The organism is Bradyrhizobium sp. 87 (assembly GCF_023073015.1).
GTDB lineage: Bacteria > Pseudomonadota > Alphaproteobacteria > Rhizobiales > Xanthobacteraceae > Bradyrhizobium > Bradyrhizobium canariense_D.
In genome coordinates this window covers 63,580-81,264 of record NZ_JADPIQ010000011.1, presented here as the reverse complement: position 1 = coordinate 81,264, position 17,685 = coordinate 63,580, and the positions used below count along the sequence as shown (strand labels likewise).

The window sequence follows — 17,685 nt, the reverse complement described above, 5'->3', positions numbered from 1 at the left end:
CTTAGCTAGCGCAACGAAAAAGCCCCGGCGCGAGCCGGGGCTTTTGGTGTTCTAGTCGGGTCGGCAGGCCGCCTTGTCAGCCAGGGCGTTGTCAGCCAAGGGCTTTGGCCTCGCGGCGGCGGGCGGTGAGGATGTATTCGGTGTAGCCGTTCGGCTGCTCGCGTCCCTTGAAGATGAGGTCGCTGGCCGCCTTGAAGGCTGTGCCGTCGAAGGCGGGCGCCATCGGCTTGTAGATGGGATCGCCCGCATTCTGCTTGTCGACGACCACCGCCATGCGCTTGAGCGATTCCATCACCTGCGCCTCGGTGATCACGCCCTGGTGCAGCCAGTTGGCGAGGTGCTGGCTGGAGATGCGCAAGGTGGCACGGTCTTCCATCAGGCCGACGTCGTGGATGTCAGGCACCTTCGAGCAGCCGACGCCCTGGTCGATCCAGCGCACGACATAGCCCAGAATGCCCTGGCAGTTGTTGTCGATCTCCTGCTTGACGTCGTCGGGCGCCCAGTTCGACTTCGACACGGGGATGGTGAGGATGTCTTCGAGCTTTGCCCGTGGGCCGCCCTTGGCGAGCTCCTGCTGGCGCGCGGTGACGTTGACCTGGTGGTAGTGCAGCGCGTGCAGCGTCGCGGCGGTCGGCGAGGGCACCCAGGCGGTGATAGCACCGGCCTGCGGATGGGCGAGCTTCTGCGCCAGCATGTCCGCCATCTTGTCCGGCGCGGCCCACATGCCCTTGCCGATCTGGGCATGGCCGGGCAGGCCACAGGTCAGGCCCATATCGACGTTCCAGTCCTCATAGGACTTGATCCAGGGCTGCGCCTTCATCTCGTTCTTGCGGATCATCGGACCCGCCTCCATCGAGGTGTGGATCTCGTCGCCGGTGCGGTCGAGGAAGCCGGTGTTGATGAACATGATGCGCTTGGAGGCGCGCTGGATGCAGGCCTTGAGGTTGACGGTGGTGCGCCGCTCCTCGTCCATGATGCCGACCTTGAGCGTGTTCTCGGGCAGCGACAGCATCTTCTCGACGCGGTCGAAGATCTCGCAGGTCAGCGACACCTCGTCGGGGCCGTGCATCTTCGGCTTGACGATATAGGCCGAGCCGGTGCGGCTGTTCTTGACCTTGGAGTTGCCTTTCAGATCATGGACAGCAAGAAGCCCGGAGACGGCGGCGTCGAGCAAGCCTTCCGGAATCTCCTCGCCCTTGTCGTCCAGCACCGCGTCGGTGAACATGTGGTGACCGCAATTGCGCATCAGCAGCAGGCTGCGGCCGTGCAATTTCACTTCGCCTTTGCCGTCAGGCATCTTGTAGCTGCGGTCGGCATTGAGCGAGCGCGTCAGCGTCTTGCCGCCCTTCTCGAAATCGGCCGACAGCGTGCCGTTCATCAGGCCGAGCGTGTTGCGATAGACCAGCACCTTGTCCTCGGCATCGACGGCAGCGACCGAGTCTTCCATGTCGAGAATCGTGGAGACGGCGGACTCCATGACCATGTCCGCGACGCCGCCCGGATCGTCCTTGCCGATCGCGCTGGTGCGGTCGATTTTTACCTCGACGTGCAGGCCGTTGTTGACGAGCAGTACCGCGCTCGGTGCGGCTGCGTCGCCCTGGAAGCCTGCGAATTGCGCGGCGTTCTTCAGGGCGGTGGCGTTGCCGCTCTTCAGCTTCACCGCGAGCTGGCCCGCGACCACGCTATAGGCGGTGACGTCGGTGTGACTGCCGGTCGCCAGCGGCACGGCGGCATCGAGGAACGCTTTTGCCTTGGCGATCACCTTGTCGCCGCGCGCCTTGTTGTAGCCCTTGCCGCTCTCGGATGGATCGTGCGGGATCGCGTCGGTGCCGTAGAAGGCGTCATAGAGCGAGCCCCAGCGCGCATTCGCCGCGTTCAGCGCATAGCGTGCGTTGGTCAGCGGCACGACGAGCTGCGGGCCGCAGATCTTGCCGATCTCCTCGTCCACATTGGCGGTCTCGACCTTCTGCGTCGCCGGCTCCGGGAGGAGATAGCCGATCTCCTTCAGGAAGGCGGTATAGGCGTTGAGGTCGAACGCCTTGCCCTTGTTGGCCCGGTGCCAGTCGTCGATCTTGGCCTGCAACGTGTCGCGCACCGCCAGCAGCGCGCGGTTCTTCGGCCCCAGCTCCTTGATGATGGCGGCGAGCCCGGCCCAGAACGCATCCGGCGCGATCCCCGTCTTCGGGGCCGCTTCCTTGGCGATGAAATCGAACAGGACGGGAGCGATCTTCAGTCCGTGGGCGTCGACGCGTTTCATGATGGGCTTTCTTGTTGGAAATGGCTGTTTTTGGCTGCTTTTGACCCGACAGCAGCAAAATGCGCTCCAAGGAGCGGCTTTCGGGGTCTTATTAGCCCCAAAATCGGGGCCGTGAGAAGGCCCCCAAAAGTTGTCAAAATGTCAAGGCGAGGTGGGCGGCCCACGCACGGTGTCATTCCCCGCGAAGGCGGGGAAATCCAGTACGCCGCGGCCTCTCGCCTGAATCACTGCTGTCGGTGGAATGCTGGGTCGCCCGGTCAAGCCGGGCGACGACAGCGGAGCAGCAGCCCGGCTTCAAATATTCGCGGCGAGGTCCACGAGTTCGTCGAACAGCACGCCGGTCGTCTTGAGCATCTGTTCGATCTCGTCCGCCGCCTCGGCGACCGTCCGCGTCGAGGTGTCGATCACGAGCTCGGCGGCCTCGGGCCGCTCGTAGTCGGTGCCGATACCGGTGAACGACGCGAGCGTGCCGGCGCGGGCCTTCTTGTAGTGGCCCTTGGGGTCGCGCTCCTCGCAAATTTCCGCCGGCGTCGCGACGTAGATCTCGCGGAACGACGTGTCGGCGATGCGGCGCGCGGTGGCGCGGTCCTCGCGGGCGGGCGAGACGGCGGCGACAATGGCGATGTGGCCGTTACGGGCGAGATGCGTCGCGACTTCGGCGAGGCGGCGGATGTTCTCGCTGCGATCGGCGGCCGAGAAGCCGAGATCGCTGTTGAGCCCGGCACGCAGCGTGTCGCCGTCGAGCAGGATCGGTGAGCCGCCATTGCTGAACAACCGCCGCTCCAGCGCCTTGGCTAGAGTCGACTTGCCGGAGGCGGGGAGGCCGGTGAGCCAGACCACGGCGCCGTTGTGACGATAGCGCGCGGAGCGTTCGTCGGGCCGCAGCGCGGATTCCACCGGCACGATGTCGACGGGCAAGGCGCGCTGGCCGGCATCGACCGACAGCACGAGACCGCCGCCGGCGATGCGCCCGGACACCTCGATCACGAGACGGCCGGTGCGCGGATTTTCCGTGTAGGGATCGGTGGCAATCGGATTCGAAAGGGATATGTCGATCTCGCCGACATGGTTGCGGCCGATTGCCTTGTTCTCGACGCTCGACAGCTCACCGGGATCGACCGCCTTCTCGATGGCGACGACGGTGGCACGGCTTTCCTTCGGTCCGCAGCGAACCAGGAGCTGGTCGCCCTTGGCCAGCGGCTTGTCGTGCAGCCAGAAGATCCGCGCGCGCAGCCGTCGTGTCTCGCGCGGCGCGCTGTTGGCATGCGCGATGATGTCGCCGCGCTCGAGGAACAGCTCGCGGTCGAGCGTGATGCCGACCGAGCGGCCCGCACCCTGGCGGCCTGCGACCGGCGTCACCGGCCAGCTCTCGACCGTCTTGATTCTGGCGATCTTGCCGGCGGGCATGATCACGATTTCGTCGCCGGCAACCAGGCTGCCGGATTCGATCCGGCCCGCCACGATGCGGCGATCGTCGAATTTGTAGATCGCCTGCACCGGCAGCCGCAGCGCCAGCGCTTCCAGCGGCCGGGCCGGCTCGAGCCGGTCAAGCGCTTCGACCACGGTCGGACCCTTGTACCAGCCGATGCGGTCGGTGCGCTCAGCGACGCCGTCGCCCTCGCGGGCGGAAATCGGGATCACGGCCGTGGGCTTCACACCGAGGCCTTGCAGATGCGCCGAGATCTCGTCGCTGATCTCCTTGAAGCGCGCTGCGGAGAAGTCGACGCGGTCCATCTTGTTGACGACGACCGCGACCTGCTTCACGCCGAGCAGATGCAGGAGATAGCCGTGCCGCCTCGTCTGGTCGCGCACGCCTTCGAGCGCGTCGATGATCAGCACCGCGCCGTCCGCCTGCGAGGCGCCGGTGATCATGTTGCGCAGGAATTCGGCGTGGCCGGGCGCGTCGATCAGTACGATGTCGCGCGAATTGGTGCGGAAGCGGATCTGCGTGGTGTCGATGGTGATGCCCTGGTCGCGCTCGGTCTGGAGCGCGTCGAGCAGAAACGACCATTCGAACGGCATGCCGCGCCGCGCGCTGACGGCCTTGAGCATGTCGAGCTTGCCGTCGGGCAGGCTGCCGGTCTCGTGCAGCAGGCGGCCGACCAGCGTCGACTTGCCGTGGTCGACATGGCCGACGATGACGATGCGGACCTGCGGACGCGTGGTGCCGTTCGGGGTGGCGGGCGATGCGGGGGTGACGATCATGTTCATACGACGCTCGCGTCCTTGATCAGAGATAGCCGGCGACGCGCAGGCGCTCGAAAGCGTCCTCGGTCTCGTGGTCGAGCGCGCGGCCGGAACGTTCCGGCACCTTGGTCTGCTCGAGTTCGATCAGGATCTCGTCGATAGTCGACGCGTTTGAGGCGACCGGATTGGTGATGTCCTGATCGCCCAGCGAGCGATAGCGTTTGCCGTTTTGCGACAGATACAGCGGGATGATCGGGATGTTCTCGCGCTTGGTGTAGGCCCAGATATCGGACTCGGTCCAATGCAGGATCGGATGGATGCGCAAATGCGCGCCCTGCGGCGGCGACGCATTGAAATGATCCCAGAACTCCGGCGGCTGGTCGCGCACGTCCCAATTACCCTCCAAGCCGCGCGGCGAGAACACGCGCTCCTTGGCGCGCGTCGCCTCCTCATCGCGGCGAATGCCGGCGATCAGACCGTCGAAACCGTATTTGGCGAGCGCCATCTTGAGGCCCTCGGTCTTGCGCGCGGCGGAACGGGCGGCGGGCGGCAGCGTTGGGTCGACGGCATCAATCGGCGGGCAGGGCTCGACGCGCAGATCGAGATCCCATTCCTTGCCGTAGTGATCGCGGAAGCGATACATCTCCGGAAACTTCTTGCCGGTGTCGACATGGAGGGCCGGGAACGGCAGACGGCCGAAGAATGCCTTGCGCGCCAGCCAGATCATGACATTGGAGTCCTTGCCGAGCGACCACAGCAGGGCGATCTTCTTGAGGCGGCCGAAGGCTTCGCGGAAGATGTAGATGCTCTGGGCCTCGAGCTGGTCGAGATGGTCCATGCTCGGGGCAAGGTCAGAAGAAAATTCTTGCGCGGGCACGCGCTCGGCGAGAGCGGGGCTGCTCAGCCCGCCAGCAGTGGAATTGTCCTTGAGAAGATGCATCTCTGCCACTTTGCGTTTGGAGGCGAAAATTCTATAGTTGCGGTGCAAGAGAGAAGAAAAAATTTTCTCTTTGCGCGCCTGAAACGACACATATATAGAAAATAATTCCAGTCAACCCCGCATGTGGGGTAAGCGAGTATCGTATGCGGTTCTTGCCCGTGTTCCTCGATCTCAAGGCCGGTCCGGTGGTCCTCATCGGTGCGGGTGAGCTTTTGCGCGCCAAGCTGCGCGTGCTGACCGCTGCCGGTGCGCGCATTCGCGTGCATGCGATCGATGGCAATCACGACCTGGGTCTGAGCTCCGAGGACGCGGCGCGTATCGACATCTCGGCCACCGATCCGCTGACCGCCGATCTCTCGGGAATCATCGCGGTGGTTTGCGCCGGCGCCGGCGATGTCGGCGTGGCGATGTCGGTCCGCGCCAAGGCGCTCGGCCTGCCGGTCAATGTCATGGACGATCTCGAGCATTCGAGCTTCATCTTTCCGGCGATCGTCGATCGCGGCGATGTCGTGGTCGCCGTCGGCACTGGCGGCACGTCGCCGGTGGTGGCGCGGCGCGTGCGCGAGAAGATCGAGGCGCTGCTGCCGGCGCGCATCGGCGAGCTCGCCGAGTTCATCGGCGGCTTCCGCAAATCCATCAACGAACGTATTGCCGAGTTTCCGCTGCGCCGCCGCTTCTGGGAGCGCGTCATCGACGGCCCGATCGGTGCCGCCGTATTGGCCGGCCGCAAAGGCGAGGCGGACGCAGCGCTCAAGGCGATTTCAGATCCATCCGCGTTCGCGCGGGCCGACAAGCCGGAAGGATCCGTCGCGCTGGTCGGCGCCGGGCCTGGCGATCCGGATTTGCTCACCATCAAGGCGTTGCGCGCGCTCCAGGATGCCGACATCGTCTTCCATGACGAGCTGGTCTCGCCTGAAATTCTCGACCGCATCCGCCGTGACACCACGCGCGTGCCGGTCGGCCGCCGCGTCGGCAAGCCCGGCATCGGGCAGGACGCCATCAACAAGCGCATGATCGAGGCCGCGCAATCCGGCCAGCGTGTGGTGCGGCTGAAGGGCGGCGATCCCTTCGTGTTCGGCCGCGGCGGCGAAGAAGTCGAAGCACTTCGTGCCGCCGGCCTTGCCTATTCGATCGTTCCCGGCATCACCGCAGGTCTCGGCGGCGCCGCCGATTTCGAGGTGCCGCTCACCTATCGTCACGAAGCAACGCGCATCACCTTCCTCACCGCGCACAAGGCGCGCGACGCAGAAGTCGTGGACTGGTCGACGCTGACCGACGCCAGGATGACCGTCGTGGTCTACATGGGCATGACGGCTGCGCCGGCCATACGCGCCGGCCTCTTGGCCGCCGGCCGTTCGCCGGAGACGCCGGTCGGCGTATTCGCCCGCGTCACGCGTCCCGATGCGCAAGGCGAGATCGGCACGCTGCGCGATCTGCCCGAACTGGTCCGCCGGACCAACGGCGGTCCCGCCATTCTCATCATCGGCGATGTGGTCCGGCATGCCGGCTCGCTTCGCCGCCAAACCCCAAAGCAAATCATCTCTGACCTATTGGATGCAGCCGAATGACCTCCCCGCTTGAACAGAAGAAGATCAAGATCGCCGGCCCCTCGGTCGTGACCGCCAACCGCACCTGGGACGGCATCGTGGTTTACCGCACCGCCGCCAAGAGCTGGTCCGCGGACCTGTCGGAAGCCGCGATCGTGCGCAACTCCGACGAGGCGAAGGCGTTGCTTGCGGAATCCGTTGCCGATGACGTCGGCGCGATCGGCCCCTATATCGCGCCGGTACAGGTCGGTGCAGACGGCAAGGTCGAACCCGGAAATCTGCGCGAACAGATCCGCCGCACCGGCGTGACCATCGGACAGCCGGTTCAGGTTTAAGGCGCTTTCTTATGTATGCTTACGATGAAATCGACCGCACGCTCGTCAACGAGCGCGTCTCGGAATTCCGCGACCAGGTGAAGCGCCGCCTCTCCGGCGAGCTCACCGAGGACGAGTTCAAGATCCTGCGGCTGCAGAACGGCGTCTATCTGCAACTGCACGCCTATATGTTCCGCGTCGCGATCCCCTACGGGACGCTGGCGTCGAACCAGCTGCGGGCGCTCGCCCACGTCGCGCGCAAATACGACCGTGGCTACGGCCATTTCACGACGCGGCAGAACATCCAGTTCAACTGGATCAAGCTCGCCGAATTGCCGGATGCGCTGGCCGATCTCGCCGAGGTCGGCATCCATGCGATGCAGACCTCCGGCAACAACATGCGCAACGTCACCTCGGATCAGTGGGCCGGCGTCGCGCCCGGCGAGATCGAGGATCCCCGCATCTGGTCGGAGCTGATCCGCCAGCACACCACGTTGCATCCGGAATTCTCGTTCCTGCCGCGCAAGTTCAAGATCGCGATCACCGCGTCGGACCACGACCGGGCCGCGATCAAGATCCACGACATCGGGCTGAAGCTGATCAAGAACGAGAAGGGCGAGACCGGCTTTGAGGTGCTGGTCGGTGGCGGGCTCGGACGCACGCCGTTCATCGGCAAGACCATCAAGCATTTCGTCCACGGCCGCGACATTCTCAGCTACATCGAGGCGATTCTGCGCGTCTACAACCAGTACGGCCGCCGCGACAACATCTACAAGGCGCGCATCAAGATCCTGGTGCACGAGCTCGGCATCGAGAAGTTCTCGCGCGAGGTCGAGGAGGAGTGGCAGCACATCCGCAACTCCTCGCTCCAGATCGACGACGAGGTGGTCGAGGACATCCGCTCGCGCTTCACCTATCCTGCCTACGAGAAGCTGCCGCACATGCCGGACGAGCTGCGCCAGGCCGCGGCCGATCCCGATTTCGAGGCATGGCGCAAGAACTCGGTGGCCCCGCACAAGGCCCAGGGCTATTCCATCGTCACGATCTCGCTGAAGCCGATCGGCGCGCCTCCGGGCGATGCCACCGCCGAGCAGATGGATGCGCTCGCCGATCTCGCCGACGAATACTCCTTCGGTGAGATCCGCGTCGGCCACGAGCAGAACCTCGCTCTGCCGCATGTCGCCAAGCGTGACTTGCCGGCGCTGTGGAAGGCGCTCGACAAGCTCGGGCTGGCGACGCCGAACGTCAATCTGATCACTGACATCATCGCCTGCCCGGGTCTCGACTATTGCTCGCTGGCCAATGCGCGCTCGATCCCGATCGCGCAGGAACTGACGCGGCGCTTCGCCAATCATGAGCTGGCCAATCTGATCGGCCGGTTGCACATCAACATCTCCGGCTGCATCAACGCCTGCGGCCATCACCATGTCGGTCATATCGGCATTCTCGGCGTCGAGAAGAACGGCGAGGAGGTCTACCAGATCACCATCGGCGGGCGCGCCGACGAGAGTGCCGCACTCGGCAATCTGATCGGCCCCGGCGTCAAGTTCGACGAGGTCGCCGACGTCGTCGAGGACATCGTGGAAGCCTATCTGGCGCTGCGCGAGCGGCCCGAAGAGCTGTTCATGGACACGGTAAAACGCCTCGGCGTCGAACCCTTCAAGGAGCGCGTTTATGCCACTCGTTAACGGCGGAAAGATCGCCGACGACAGCTTCGTCAAGCTCGCCGTCGACACGCCGCTGCCCGAGGGCGGCGACATTCTGGTGCCGGCCGAGCGTTTCGTTGGCGAGGCGGATGCGTTGCTCAAGCGGACCGGCAAGGTCGGTGTGATCTGGCCGAACAATCGCGACATCGCCGAGCTGGTGCCCTATCTCGGCAAGATTGCCGTCGTCGCGCTGGTGTTCCCAACCTTCCGCGACGGACGCGCCTACAGCCAGGCGCGGCTGCTGCGCGAGCGTTACAATTACCGCGGCGAGTTGCGTGCGACGGGCCAGATCCTGCGGGACCAGTTCGTGTTCATGCTGCGCGCTGGCTTCGATTCCTTCGACGTCAAGAAGCAGGCCGACGCGGAAGCGTTCATGCAGACCGCGAAGCGCTATTCGGTCTTCTACCAGCCCACCGGCGATGGCCGCATCACGGCGCTGCACCGGCGCATGCAGCTGCGTCATTCCGAGGGTGTCGGCACGTGAACGCAATCGCGTCTCCAATTTCGGCAATCTCCGCCTCGGCGCTGCCCTCGGCGGAGGACCTCGATCGCGCCTTGCGCGATGCCTCGCCCGCCGAAATCATCGCCGCTGCGCTGAAGACGGTCGGGCGCGACAAGCTTGCGCTGGTGTCGTCCTTCGGTACGGAATCGGCGACGCTGCTCAAGGTGATGGCGGATGTCGATCCGGCGATCCCGGTGATCTTCCTCGACACCGGCTGGCTGTTCGAGGAGACGCTGGCCTATCGTGATACGCTGATCGCGACGCTGGGCCTGAAGGACGTCCGCTCGATCAAGCCTGCCGAGGAGACGCTGTCGCGCGGAGATCCCGACCGCGACCTCTGGTTTTCCGATCCCGACGCTTGCTGCCGTATCCGCAAGGTCGAGCCGCTGGCGCGGGCGCTGAAACCGTTCGATGCATGGCTCAACGGCCGCAAGCGCTTCCAGGGCAACTCGCGCGCCGACATCCCGGTGGTCGAGGACGACGGTACGCGGTTGAAGTTCAATCCCTTCGCCAATGTCTCGCGGGAGGAACTCGAGGCGATTTTCGCCCGCGCCAAATTGCCGCGTCATCCCCTGGTCGCGTCGGGATTTCTATCGGTTGGGTGTATGCCTTGCACGAGCAGAACGGCCGAAGGCGAGGATGAGCGTGCCGGTCGCTGGCGTGGCCGGGCCAAGACGGAATGCGGCATCCACACGATGAAGACTTCGTAGCAAAGTTACGCTGCCCGGCTACGAACAAGAAAATCCGGTTCCGTTGACTTAAGCGCGTTTCGCCCCGAGTTATGCCTGCCATCGATGACGCCGACGTCATTGATGTGAATGGAGATGGACATGATGCGTCGTATCGTTCCGCTCGCGGCAGGACTGCTCGTGACAGGCTTGTTGGCAAGCGCGGCTCTTGCCGCTGACATCACTCTGCTGAACGTCTCGTACGATCCGACGCGCGAGCTCTATGTCGAGTTCAACAAGGCGTTCGCGAGTGCCTATCAGAAGGAAACCGGCAAGAGCGTCGAGATCAAGCAGTCGCATGGGGGCAGCGGTTCGCAGGCGCGCGCCGTGATCGACGGATTGCAGGCCGACGTGGTGACGCTTGCGCTCGCCTACGACATCGACGCCATCGCGGGCAAAGGCCTCACGACGGCCGACTGGCAGAAACGGTTGCCGCAAAACTCGTCGCCCTATACCTCGACCATTGTGTTCCTGGTCCGCAAGGGCAATCCCAAGGCCATCAAGGACTGGGACGATCTGCTCAAGCTCGGCGTCGCCGTGATCACGCCGAACCCGAAGACGTCAGGCGGCGCGCGCTGGAATTATCTGGCCGCCTGGGGCTTTGCGCAGAAGAAATACGGCTCGGCGGACAAGGCCAAGGATTTCATCGGAAAGCTCTATCAGCAGGTGCCGGTGCTCGACACCGGTGCGCGCGGCGCGACCGTGACCTTCGTCGAGCGCGGCGTCGGCGACGTGCTGCTCGCCTGGGAAAACGAGGCGTACCTGGCGCTCAAGGAATTCGGTCCGGAGAAATTCGAGATCGTGGCGCCGCCGCTCTCGATCTTGGCGGAACCGCCGGTGACGATCGTCGATAAGGTTGCCGATAAAAAAGGCACCCGTAGTGTCGCCGATGCCTACCTGCAATATTGGTACACCAAGGAAGGTCAGGAAATCGCGGCGCGCAACTTCTATCGTCCGCGCGATCCCGAGATCGCCAAAAAACATGAAAACTCCTTCGCGAAGGTCGAGCTGTTCACGATCGACGAACTTTTCGGCGGCTGGACCAAGGCGCAGAGGGAACATTTTGCCGACGGCGGCGTCTTCGATCAGATCTACAAGAACTGATCGGGCGCTGTCGGCGGGGCTTAAACAGGGGGCCTGGTGAGCGCAATCGCAGCACGACGCCGGACATTGCCGGGCTTCGGTCTCACCATGGGGCTGACGCTATCCTGGCTGTCGATCATCATCCTGATTCCGCTCGCCGGCCTGTTCCTGAAATCGGTCGAGCTGAGTCCCGAGCAGTTTTGGAACATCCTCTCCAGCCGCCGCACCCTGAATGCGTTGCGCGTGTCCCTCGGACTCGCCTTCGCAGCCGCCTGCGTCAATCTGGTGATGGGCAGCATCATCGTCTGGGCGCTGGTGCGCTACCGCTTCCCCGGTCGGCGGCTGTTCGATGCCATCGTCGACGTGCCGTTCGCGCTACCTACGGCGGTTGCCGGCGTCGCGCTGACCGCGTTGTTCGCCGAGAAGGGCTGGCTCGGCGCGCCGCTTGCGGCGGCCGGCATCAAGGTGGCGTTCACGCCGGTCGGCATCTTCGTCGCCATGATCTTCATCGGTATCCCGTTCGTGGTGCGCACGGTGCAGCCGGTGCTCCAGGATCTCGACCCAGAGATCGAGGAGGCCGCGGGCAGCCTTGGCGCGAGCCGCTGGCAGACCATCATTCGCGTGATCCTGCCCTCGCTCGGTCCGGCGCTGCTCACCGGACTCGCGCTCGCCTTCGCGCGTGCGGTCGGCGAATACGGCTCGGTGATCTTCATCGCCGGCAATCTGCCCAACGTCTCCGAGATCGCGCCGCTGCTGATCGTGATCCGGCTCTCCGAATTCCGCTATGCCGATGCGACCGCCATCGCGGTTGTCATGCTGGTCGTGTCCTTCGTCATTATCTTCGCGGTCAACCGGCTCCAGCGCTGGGCGCAGAGCCGGATTCCGGTGCGGTGAGGACGGGGCCATGACGATGCAGATCGCAGATTCCGTCCCACTCCCGGCCTCCGACGCCAAGGCACGCGCGTACGCAGCCGCCGCGCGGAACAACCTTCGCACCGAACCGCGCGCGGTCCGCATCGTCATCATCGCGCTGGCGATGACCTTTCTATCAGTCTTCGTCGTGTTGCCGCTGGTCGTGGTGTTCGCGCAGGCCTTCTCGAAGGGAATTGGCGCTTATTTCGCCGCGCTGACCGACCCGGAGGCGCTGTCCGCGATCAAGTTGACGCTGTTGGTTGCTGCAATTTCCGTCGGCCTCAATCTCGTCTTCGGCCTGGTCGCGGCTTGGGCGATTGCAAAATTCGAATTCTCGGGCAAGACCTTCCTGATCACGCTGATCGATTTGCCGTTCTCGGTCAGCCCGGTGATTTCGGGCCTCGTCTTCGTGCTGCTGTTCGGCGCGCAGGGCTATTTCGGCGGCTGGCTGCGCGATCACGACATCCAGATCCTGTTCGCGGTGTCGGGCATCGCGCTTGCGACCACCTTCGTGACCTTCCCCTTCGTGGCGCGGGCGTTGATCCCGCTGATGCAGGAGCAGGGCACGCAGGAGGAGGAGGCCGCGATCTCGCTCGGCGCCTCGGGCCTGCAGACCTTCTTCCGCGTCACGCTGCCCAATATCAAATGGGGCGTGCTGTACGGCGTCCTGCTCTGCAACGCGCGCGCGATGGGCGAGTTTGGCGCGGTCTCCGTCGTTTCCGGCCATATCCGCGGCGAGACCAACACGATGCCGCTCCTGGTCGAGATTCTCTACAATGAATATCAGTTCGTCGCGGCGTTCGCGATCGCCTCGCTGCTCGCGATGCTGGCGCTGATCACGCTGGTCGCGAAAACCGTTCTCGAAAATCATCTCGACGAAGGACATGACGCAAGTGAGCATTGAAGTCAGGAATCTCGTCAAGAAGTTCGGCAGCTTCAAAGCTCTCGACGGCGTCGACCTCAAGGTCAATGACGGCGAGCTGCTCGCGCTGCTCGGTCCGTCTGGCTCCGGCAAGACCACGCTGCTGCGGATCATCGCGGGGCTGGACTGGCCCGATTCCGGGGAGGTATCTTTCAACGGCGAGGACGCGCTGGCGCAGGGCGCGCGCGAGCGGCACGTCGGATTCGTATTCCAGCACTACGCGCTGTTCCGCCACATGACGGTGTTCGAGAACGTCGCCTTTGGCCTCCGCGTGCAGCCGCGCGCGATCCGCAAGGACGAAGCGACCATCCGTGCGCGCGTCAAGGAGCTACTCGATCTCGTGCAGCTCGATTGGCTCGCCGACCGCTACCCGAGCCAGCTCTCCGGCGGCCAGCGCCAGCGCATCGCGCTGGCCCGCGCGCTCGCGATCGAGCCACGTATCCTGCTGCTCGACGAACCCTTCGGTGCGCTTGATGCCAAGGTGCGCAAGGAGCTGCGTAAATGGCTGCGCTCGCTGCACCACGAGATCAACGTCACCTCGATCTTCGTCACCCATGACCAGGAGGAGGCGCTCGAAGTCGCCAACCGCGTCGTGGTGATGGACAAGGGCAAGATCGAGCAGATCGGCTCGCCCGATGACGTCTATGAGAGCCCGGCGACCGCCTTCGTCCACAGCTTCATCGGCGAATCCATCGAGCTTCCGGTCCTGATCGCCGACGGCGTCATCAGGCTTGGCGACCGGCCGCTTCAGCTCGCGGCAGATGGGCTTGCGCCTGGCGCGTCAAGACTGTTCGTGCGGCGGCACGACATGCTCGTTGGCCCGCCCGGCAGCGGTGCCTTCGAGGGCGCCGTGCAGCACGTCCGGAATTTCGGTCCCGTGCAGCGGGCCGAGGTGGCATTATCAGGCGGAGAGACCATCGAGATCGACGCTCCGCGGGACAGGGAACTGCGCGCCGGCGACACGATCGGCCTGGAGCCCCGCCGCTACCGGATATTTGGGGGCGCCTGAGCGGGGTCAACCGGTCAATTTTTCCTCAATATTCACCTTTCAGCCACGGTTGGTATGCAACAACGGCGCCTGATTTGGGGGCTCCTGTTCATGCGCGTCGCGGCCGCGATATCAATCCTTTTGCTGCTCGCCGGCTGCGCCGGCAACGAAGCATCGGTCCAGCAGCCCTCGATGTATGCCGATATGGCTGTCCCGGGCGCAAAGCTCGACGCGCAGGCCGCAGCGATCATGATCTCGCAATACCGCCAGAACAACGGGCTCGGCACCCTCGTGATCGACCCCGAACTGATGCGGCTCGCCGAATCTCAGTCCCAGGCCATGGCTGCCGCCAACAAGATGGACCATGACGTCCGCGCGCCGCTGGCCAAGCGCCTCAGCGCCGGCGGCTATCCGGCGACCGTTGCGGTCGAGAACGTCTCGGCCGGCTATCATACGCTGGCGGAAGCGTTTTCCGGCTGGCGCGACTCGCCCCCGCACCGCGCGAACATGCTCAAGAGCGGTGTCACAAAATTGGGCATTGCGGCGGGCTATGCTCCCGGCACCAAATACAAGGTGTTCTGGACCATGATCCTGGCCTCGACGGACTCCCGATAAGCCAGACTTGATCACGGGATGCATTGACGCCGCGGCAGACTGTCGCCACGGTCGCTCGCCATCTGCTACTGTTCCCGCATGACCGATCATAGCCCGGAAGTCGCAACTATCCCCGCGAACGCGCAACGTGTCCTGGTCCTCCAGGGCGGCGGCGCGCTCGGCTCCTATCAGGCCGGCGCCTATCAGTCGCTCTGCCATGCCGGCTTCGAGCCGGACTGGGTCGCCGGCATCTCGATCGGCGCGGTCAACGCCGCGATCATCGCCGGTAACGAAGGGCAGACGCGCGTCAAGCGGCTCAAGGAATTCTGGGAGATGGTCTCCGCGCCGGTGCCGTGGAAGCCGATCGGCAAAAGCGAGCACAGCCGCGAACTGTTCAATTCGACCAGCGCCGCATTGATCGCGACCTTCGGCGTGCCCGGCTTCTTCGTTCCGCGGATGCCGCCCGCGCCGCTCTGGCCGCCCGGCAGCCCCCAGGCCGAGAGCTATTACGATACTGCACCCCTGAAGAAGACGTTGGAGCGTCTGGTCGATTTCGACCGCATCAACGATCTGAAGACGCGGCTGTCGGTCGGTGCAGTCGGCGTTACCTCCGGCAACTTCAAATATTTCGACAATTTCGAGTTCAGGAAGCTCGGCAAGAAAATCGGACCCGAGCACATCATGGCCTCCGGCGCGCTGCCGCCCGGCTTTCCGTCCATCGTGATCGACGGCGAGCATTATTGGGACGGCGGCATTGCCTCCAACACGCCGCTCGACTACGTGCTGGACGCCGAGACCGACCGCGATCTCCTGATCTTCCAGATCGACCTGTTCAGCGCCCGCGGCGATCTGCCGACCTCGCTACTCGAGGCGACCGAGCGCGAGAAGGACATCCGCTTCTCGAGCCGCACGCGGATGAACACCGACAAGAACAAGCAGGTGCACAACGCCCGCAGGGCCGTGCGCGACCTGATTTCCAAATTGCCCGATTATCTCAAGAACGACCCTTCCGTGGAATTCCTTGCCAAGGTATCGCGCGAAAGCACCGTGACTGTGGTGCACCTGATCTACCGCAGCAAGAACTACGAATCCTCGTCCAAGGATTACGATTTCTCGCATGTCGCCATGGTCGAGCATTGGGAAGCCGGCGTGCGTGACGTGCATCTGTCGATGCGCCACAAGGATTGGCTCGAGCGGCCGCAATCCGGCGAGACCATGGTGACCTACGATCTCACGGGGGACGTCACTGCGCCCCCGCCAAGAAGGAGCGAATAATATGGGTAGTCTGTCAGGCAAGAACGCCGTCGTGACCGGGTCGACCAGCGGCATCGGACTTGCCTATGCGCGCGCCTTCGCCGCCGCCGGCGCCAATGTCGTCATCAACGGGTTCGGCTCGCCGGAGGACATCGAGAAGGAGCGCGCCAAGATCGAGTCCGATTTCGGCGTGAAGGCGGTCTATTCGCCGGCCGACATGACCAAGCCGGCCGAGATCGCCGGGATGGTCGCGCTCGGCGAGAAGAGCTTTGGTTCGGTCGATATTCTCGTCAACAATGCGGGCATCCAGTTCGTCTCGCCGATCGAGGAATTCCCGCCGGAGAAATGGGATCAGATCATCGCGATCAACCTGTCCTCGGCGTTCCATGCCATTCGCGCCGCCGTCCCGGGCATGAAGAAGAAGGGCTGGGGCCGCATCATCAATACCGCTTCCGCGCATTCGCTGGTCGCCTCGCCCTTCAAGTCGGCCTATGTCTCGGCCAAGCACGGCATCGCCGGCCTGACCAAGACCGTGGCGCTCGAGGTCGCGACCAGCAAGATCACCTGCAACTGCATCAGCCCCGGCTATGTCTGGACGCCGCTGGTGGAGAAGCAGATCCCCGACACCATGAAGGCCCGTAACCTCACGCGCGACCAGGTCATCAACGACGTGCTGCTCGACGCGCAGCCGACCAAGGAGTTCGTCACCTCCGAGCAGGTCGCAGCCCTCGCGCTGTTCCTGTGCGGCGACGATGCCGCGCAGATCACCGGCACGAATCTGTCGATCGACGGCGGCTGGACCGCGGAGTAGACCGCGATCGCTGGCGAATGGCGGAAGCCGAGCTCCGCCATTTTCGTTCAGTGCGTCCAGGCCAGCGCCGTCTCGAATGCCGAGGACAGGTGCAGCTCCGCGAACATGATCTTGCCGGCGACCACGAACAGCACGCTGGCGAGTGTGAGGCGCAGCACCGTCTCGGGCACGCGCGTCGCGCTAAAGCTGCCGACGACGATGCCGGGCAGCGAGCCCAACAGCAGCACGCCCATCAGCGCCCAATCCACGTCGCCAAGCGCCCAGTGCCCCATTCCGGCGATCAGCGTCAGCGGGACCGCATGGGCGATGTCGGACCCGACGATGGTCGCCACCGGCAGGCGCGGATAGAGCAGCAGCAGAACGGTGACGCCGACCGCGCCGGCGCCGACCGATGAAATCGAGACCAGCACACCGAGCACGATCCCGGTGACGACCGTCGCGATCGCCGTGGCGCGGTCATCGACCTGCTCCAGGCGCCGGCGATAGCGCTCCATGATCGATCTGCGGAAGATCAGCGAGGTCGCTGTCAGCAGCAGCGCGAAGCAGAGCACGAGGTTGACGAGATTGCGCTCGGAATCGCTCTTGAGGTCGAGCTTCCAGAGCACCAGCAGCGTCAGCGCGCTCGCCGGAAGGCTGCCGCAGGCGAGCCGCAGCACCGCCGGCCAGTGCACGCTGCGCGACCAGCCATGCACCACGCTGCCGCCGGTCTTGGTGGCGGCAGCATAGAGCAGGTCGGTGCCGACCGCGGTCGATGGATGAATCCCGAACAGGAGGATCAGCAGCGGCGTCATCAGCGAACCGCCGCCGACGCCGGTCATCCCGACCAGCAGGCCGACGCCGAAACCAGAGGCGACGTAGAGTGGATCGATCATGTCCAGGGAATCTTAGGTTTATCTCGTCAGTTGGGCAATACGACGTAGAATAAACTTTCCCTGCGGTG

16 protein-coding genes are annotated in these 17,685 nt (G+C 64.5%); 12 read left to right on the top strand and 4 right to left on the bottom strand.

What is annotated here, in order from left to right; genetic code table 11:
* Window positions 1–91: 91 nt before the first annotated feature.
* The 3 genes from IVB50_RS02595 to cysD all read right to left on the bottom strand — a co-directional run bounded on the left by IVB50_RS02595 (window position 92) and on the right by cysD (window position 5,282).
* Window positions 92–2,257, bottom strand: coding sequence for a malate synthase G (locus IVB50_RS02595; protein ID WP_018454653.1), 2,166 nt, complete (start codon window positions 2,255–2,257; stop codon window positions 92–94).
* Between the two features lie 294 nt (window positions 2,258–2,551).
* Window positions 2,552–4,468, bottom strand: coding sequence for an adenylyl-sulfate kinase (gene cysC / locus IVB50_RS02590; protein ID WP_018454652.1), 1,917 nt, complete (start codon window positions 4,466–4,468; stop codon window positions 2,552–2,554).
* Between the two features lie 19 nt (window positions 4,469–4,487).
* Complete coding sequence (gene cysD / locus IVB50_RS02585) at window positions 4,488–5,282, bottom strand: sulfate adenylyltransferase subunit CysD (protein ID WP_026232781.1); 795 nt, start codon at window positions 5,280–5,282, stop codon at window positions 4,488–4,490.
* A 245-nt stretch (window positions 5,283–5,527) separates the two neighbouring features.
* Here cysD and cysG point away from each other — a divergent pair, with 245 nt between their 5' ends.
* The 12 genes from cysG to IVB50_RS02525 all read left to right on the top strand — a co-directional run bounded on the left by cysG (window position 5,528) and on the right by IVB50_RS02525 (window position 16,745).
* Window positions 5,528–6,952, top strand: coding sequence for a siroheme synthase CysG (cysG, locus tag IVB50_RS02580; RefSeq protein WP_018454650.1), 1,425 nt, complete (start codon window positions 5,528–5,530; stop codon window positions 6,950–6,952).
* A complete protein-coding gene (locus IVB50_RS02575; RefSeq protein ID WP_007599842.1) occupies window positions 6,949–7,266 on the top strand; it encodes a DUF2849 domain-containing protein in 318 nt (105 codons plus the stop codon). Before cysG ends, IVB50_RS02575 begins: the two co-directional genes overlap by 4 nt.
* 11 nt (window positions 7,267–7,277) lie before the next feature.
* A complete protein-coding gene (locus IVB50_RS02570; protein WP_018454649.1) occupies window positions 7,278–8,933 on the top strand; it encodes a nitrite/sulfite reductase in 1,656 nt (551 codons plus the stop codon).
* A complete protein-coding gene (locus IVB50_RS02565) occupies window positions 8,920–9,435 on the top strand; it encodes a DUF934 domain-containing protein (protein ID WP_018454648.1) in 516 nt (171 codons plus the stop codon). Before IVB50_RS02570 ends, IVB50_RS02565 begins: the two co-directional genes overlap by 14 nt.
* The gene (locus IVB50_RS02560; RefSeq protein ID WP_018454647.1) at window positions 9,432–10,163 is read left to right on the top strand and encodes a phosphoadenylyl-sulfate reductase; all 732 of its coding nucleotides are present in this window, start codon (window positions 9,432–9,434) and stop codon (window positions 10,161–10,163) included. The genes IVB50_RS02565 and IVB50_RS02560 overlap by 4 nt, the downstream gene beginning before the upstream one ends.
* Before the next feature lie 108 nt (window positions 10,164–10,271).
* Complete coding sequence (locus tag IVB50_RS02555; protein ID WP_018454646.1) at window positions 10,272–11,285, top strand: sulfate ABC transporter substrate-binding protein; 1,014 nt, start codon at window positions 10,272–10,274, stop codon at window positions 11,283–11,285.
* 36 nt (window positions 11,286–11,321) lie between these two features.
* Window positions 11,322–12,158: a sulfate ABC transporter permease subunit CysT gene (gene cysT / locus IVB50_RS02550; protein WP_346283322.1), complete on the top strand. Its 837-nt coding sequence runs from the start codon at window positions 11,322–11,324 to the stop codon at window positions 12,156–12,158.
* A gap of 10 nt (window positions 12,159–12,168) precedes the next feature.
* On the top strand, window positions 12,169–13,080 hold the full coding sequence (cysW, locus tag IVB50_RS02545) for a sulfate ABC transporter permease subunit CysW (protein ID WP_018454644.1): 912 nt from the start codon (window positions 12,169–12,171) through the stop codon (window positions 13,078–13,080).
* A complete protein-coding gene (locus IVB50_RS02540) occupies window positions 13,070–14,107 on the top strand; it encodes a sulfate ABC transporter ATP-binding protein (protein ID WP_026232778.1) in 1,038 nt (345 codons plus the stop codon). Before cysW ends, IVB50_RS02540 begins: the two co-directional genes overlap by 11 nt.
* A gap of 90 nt (window positions 14,108–14,197) precedes the next feature.
* Window positions 14,198–14,701, top strand: coding sequence for a CAP domain-containing protein (locus IVB50_RS02535; RefSeq protein WP_026232777.1), 504 nt, complete (start codon window positions 14,198–14,200; stop codon window positions 14,699–14,701).
* A 78-nt stretch (window positions 14,702–14,779) separates the two neighbouring features.
* Window positions 14,780–15,955: a patatin-like phospholipase family protein gene (locus IVB50_RS02530; RefSeq protein WP_018454641.1), complete on the top strand. Its 1,176-nt coding sequence runs from the start codon at window positions 14,780–14,782 to the stop codon at window positions 15,953–15,955.
* A gap of 1 nt (window position 15,956) precedes the next feature.
* Entirely contained in the window at window positions 15,957–16,745 is a 789-nt protein-coding gene (locus IVB50_RS02525) for a 3-hydroxybutyrate dehydrogenase (protein WP_018454640.1), read from the top strand.
* Between the two features lie 47 nt (window positions 16,746–16,792).
* On the opposite strand, the gene IVB50_RS02520 is transcribed toward IVB50_RS02525, so the two are convergent.
* A complete protein-coding gene (locus tag IVB50_RS02520; RefSeq protein WP_018454639.1) occupies window positions 16,793–17,617 on the bottom strand; it encodes a sulfite exporter TauE/SafE family protein in 825 nt (274 codons plus the stop codon).
* Window positions 17,618–17,685 lie beyond the last annotated feature (68 nt).

Bases quoted from the DNA above. Each gene is read 5' to 3' on its own strand.
- IVB50_RS02595 (WP_018454653.1), bottom strand. From the start codon at position 2,257: ATGAAACGCGTCGACGCCCACGGACTGAAGATCGCTCCCGTCCTGTTC.
- cysC (WP_018454652.1), bottom strand. From the start codon at position 4,468: ATGAACATGATCGTCACCCCCGCATCGCCCGCCACCCCGAACGGCACC.
- cysD (WP_026232781.1), bottom strand. From the start codon at position 5,282: ATGGACCATCTCGACCAGCTCGAGGCCCAGAGCATCTACATCTTCCGC.
- cysG (WP_018454650.1), top strand. From the start codon at position 5,528: ATGCGGTTCTTGCCCGTGTTCCTCGATCTCAAGGCCGGTCCGGTGGTC.
- IVB50_RS02575 (WP_007599842.1), top strand. From the start codon at position 6,949: ATGACCTCCCCGCTTGAACAGAAGAAGATCAAGATCGCCGGCCCCTCG.
- IVB50_RS02570 (WP_018454649.1), top strand. From the start codon at position 7,278: ATGTATGCTTACGATGAAATCGACCGCACGCTCGTCAACGAGCGCGTC.
- IVB50_RS02565 (WP_018454648.1), top strand. From the start codon at position 8,920: ATGCCACTCGTTAACGGCGGAAAGATCGCCGACGACAGCTTCGTCAAG.
- IVB50_RS02555 (WP_018454646.1), top strand. From the start codon at position 10,272: ATGGAGATGGACATGATGCGTCGTATCGTTCCGCTCGCGGCAGGACTG.
- cysW (WP_018454644.1), top strand. From the start codon at position 12,169: ATGACGATGCAGATCGCAGATTCCGTCCCACTCCCGGCCTCCGACGCC.
- IVB50_RS02535 (WP_026232777.1), top strand. From the start codon at position 14,198: ATGCGCGTCGCGGCCGCGATATCAATCCTTTTGCTGCTCGCCGGCTGC.
- IVB50_RS02530 (WP_018454641.1), top strand. From the start codon at position 14,780: ATGACCGATCATAGCCCGGAAGTCGCAACTATCCCCGCGAACGCGCAA.
- IVB50_RS02525 (WP_018454640.1), top strand. From the start codon at position 15,957: ATGGGTAGTCTGTCAGGCAAGAACGCCGTCGTGACCGGGTCGACCAGC.
- IVB50_RS02520 (WP_018454639.1), bottom strand. From the start codon at position 17,617: ATGATCGATCCACTCTACGTCGCCTCTGGTTTCGGCGTCGGCCTGCTG.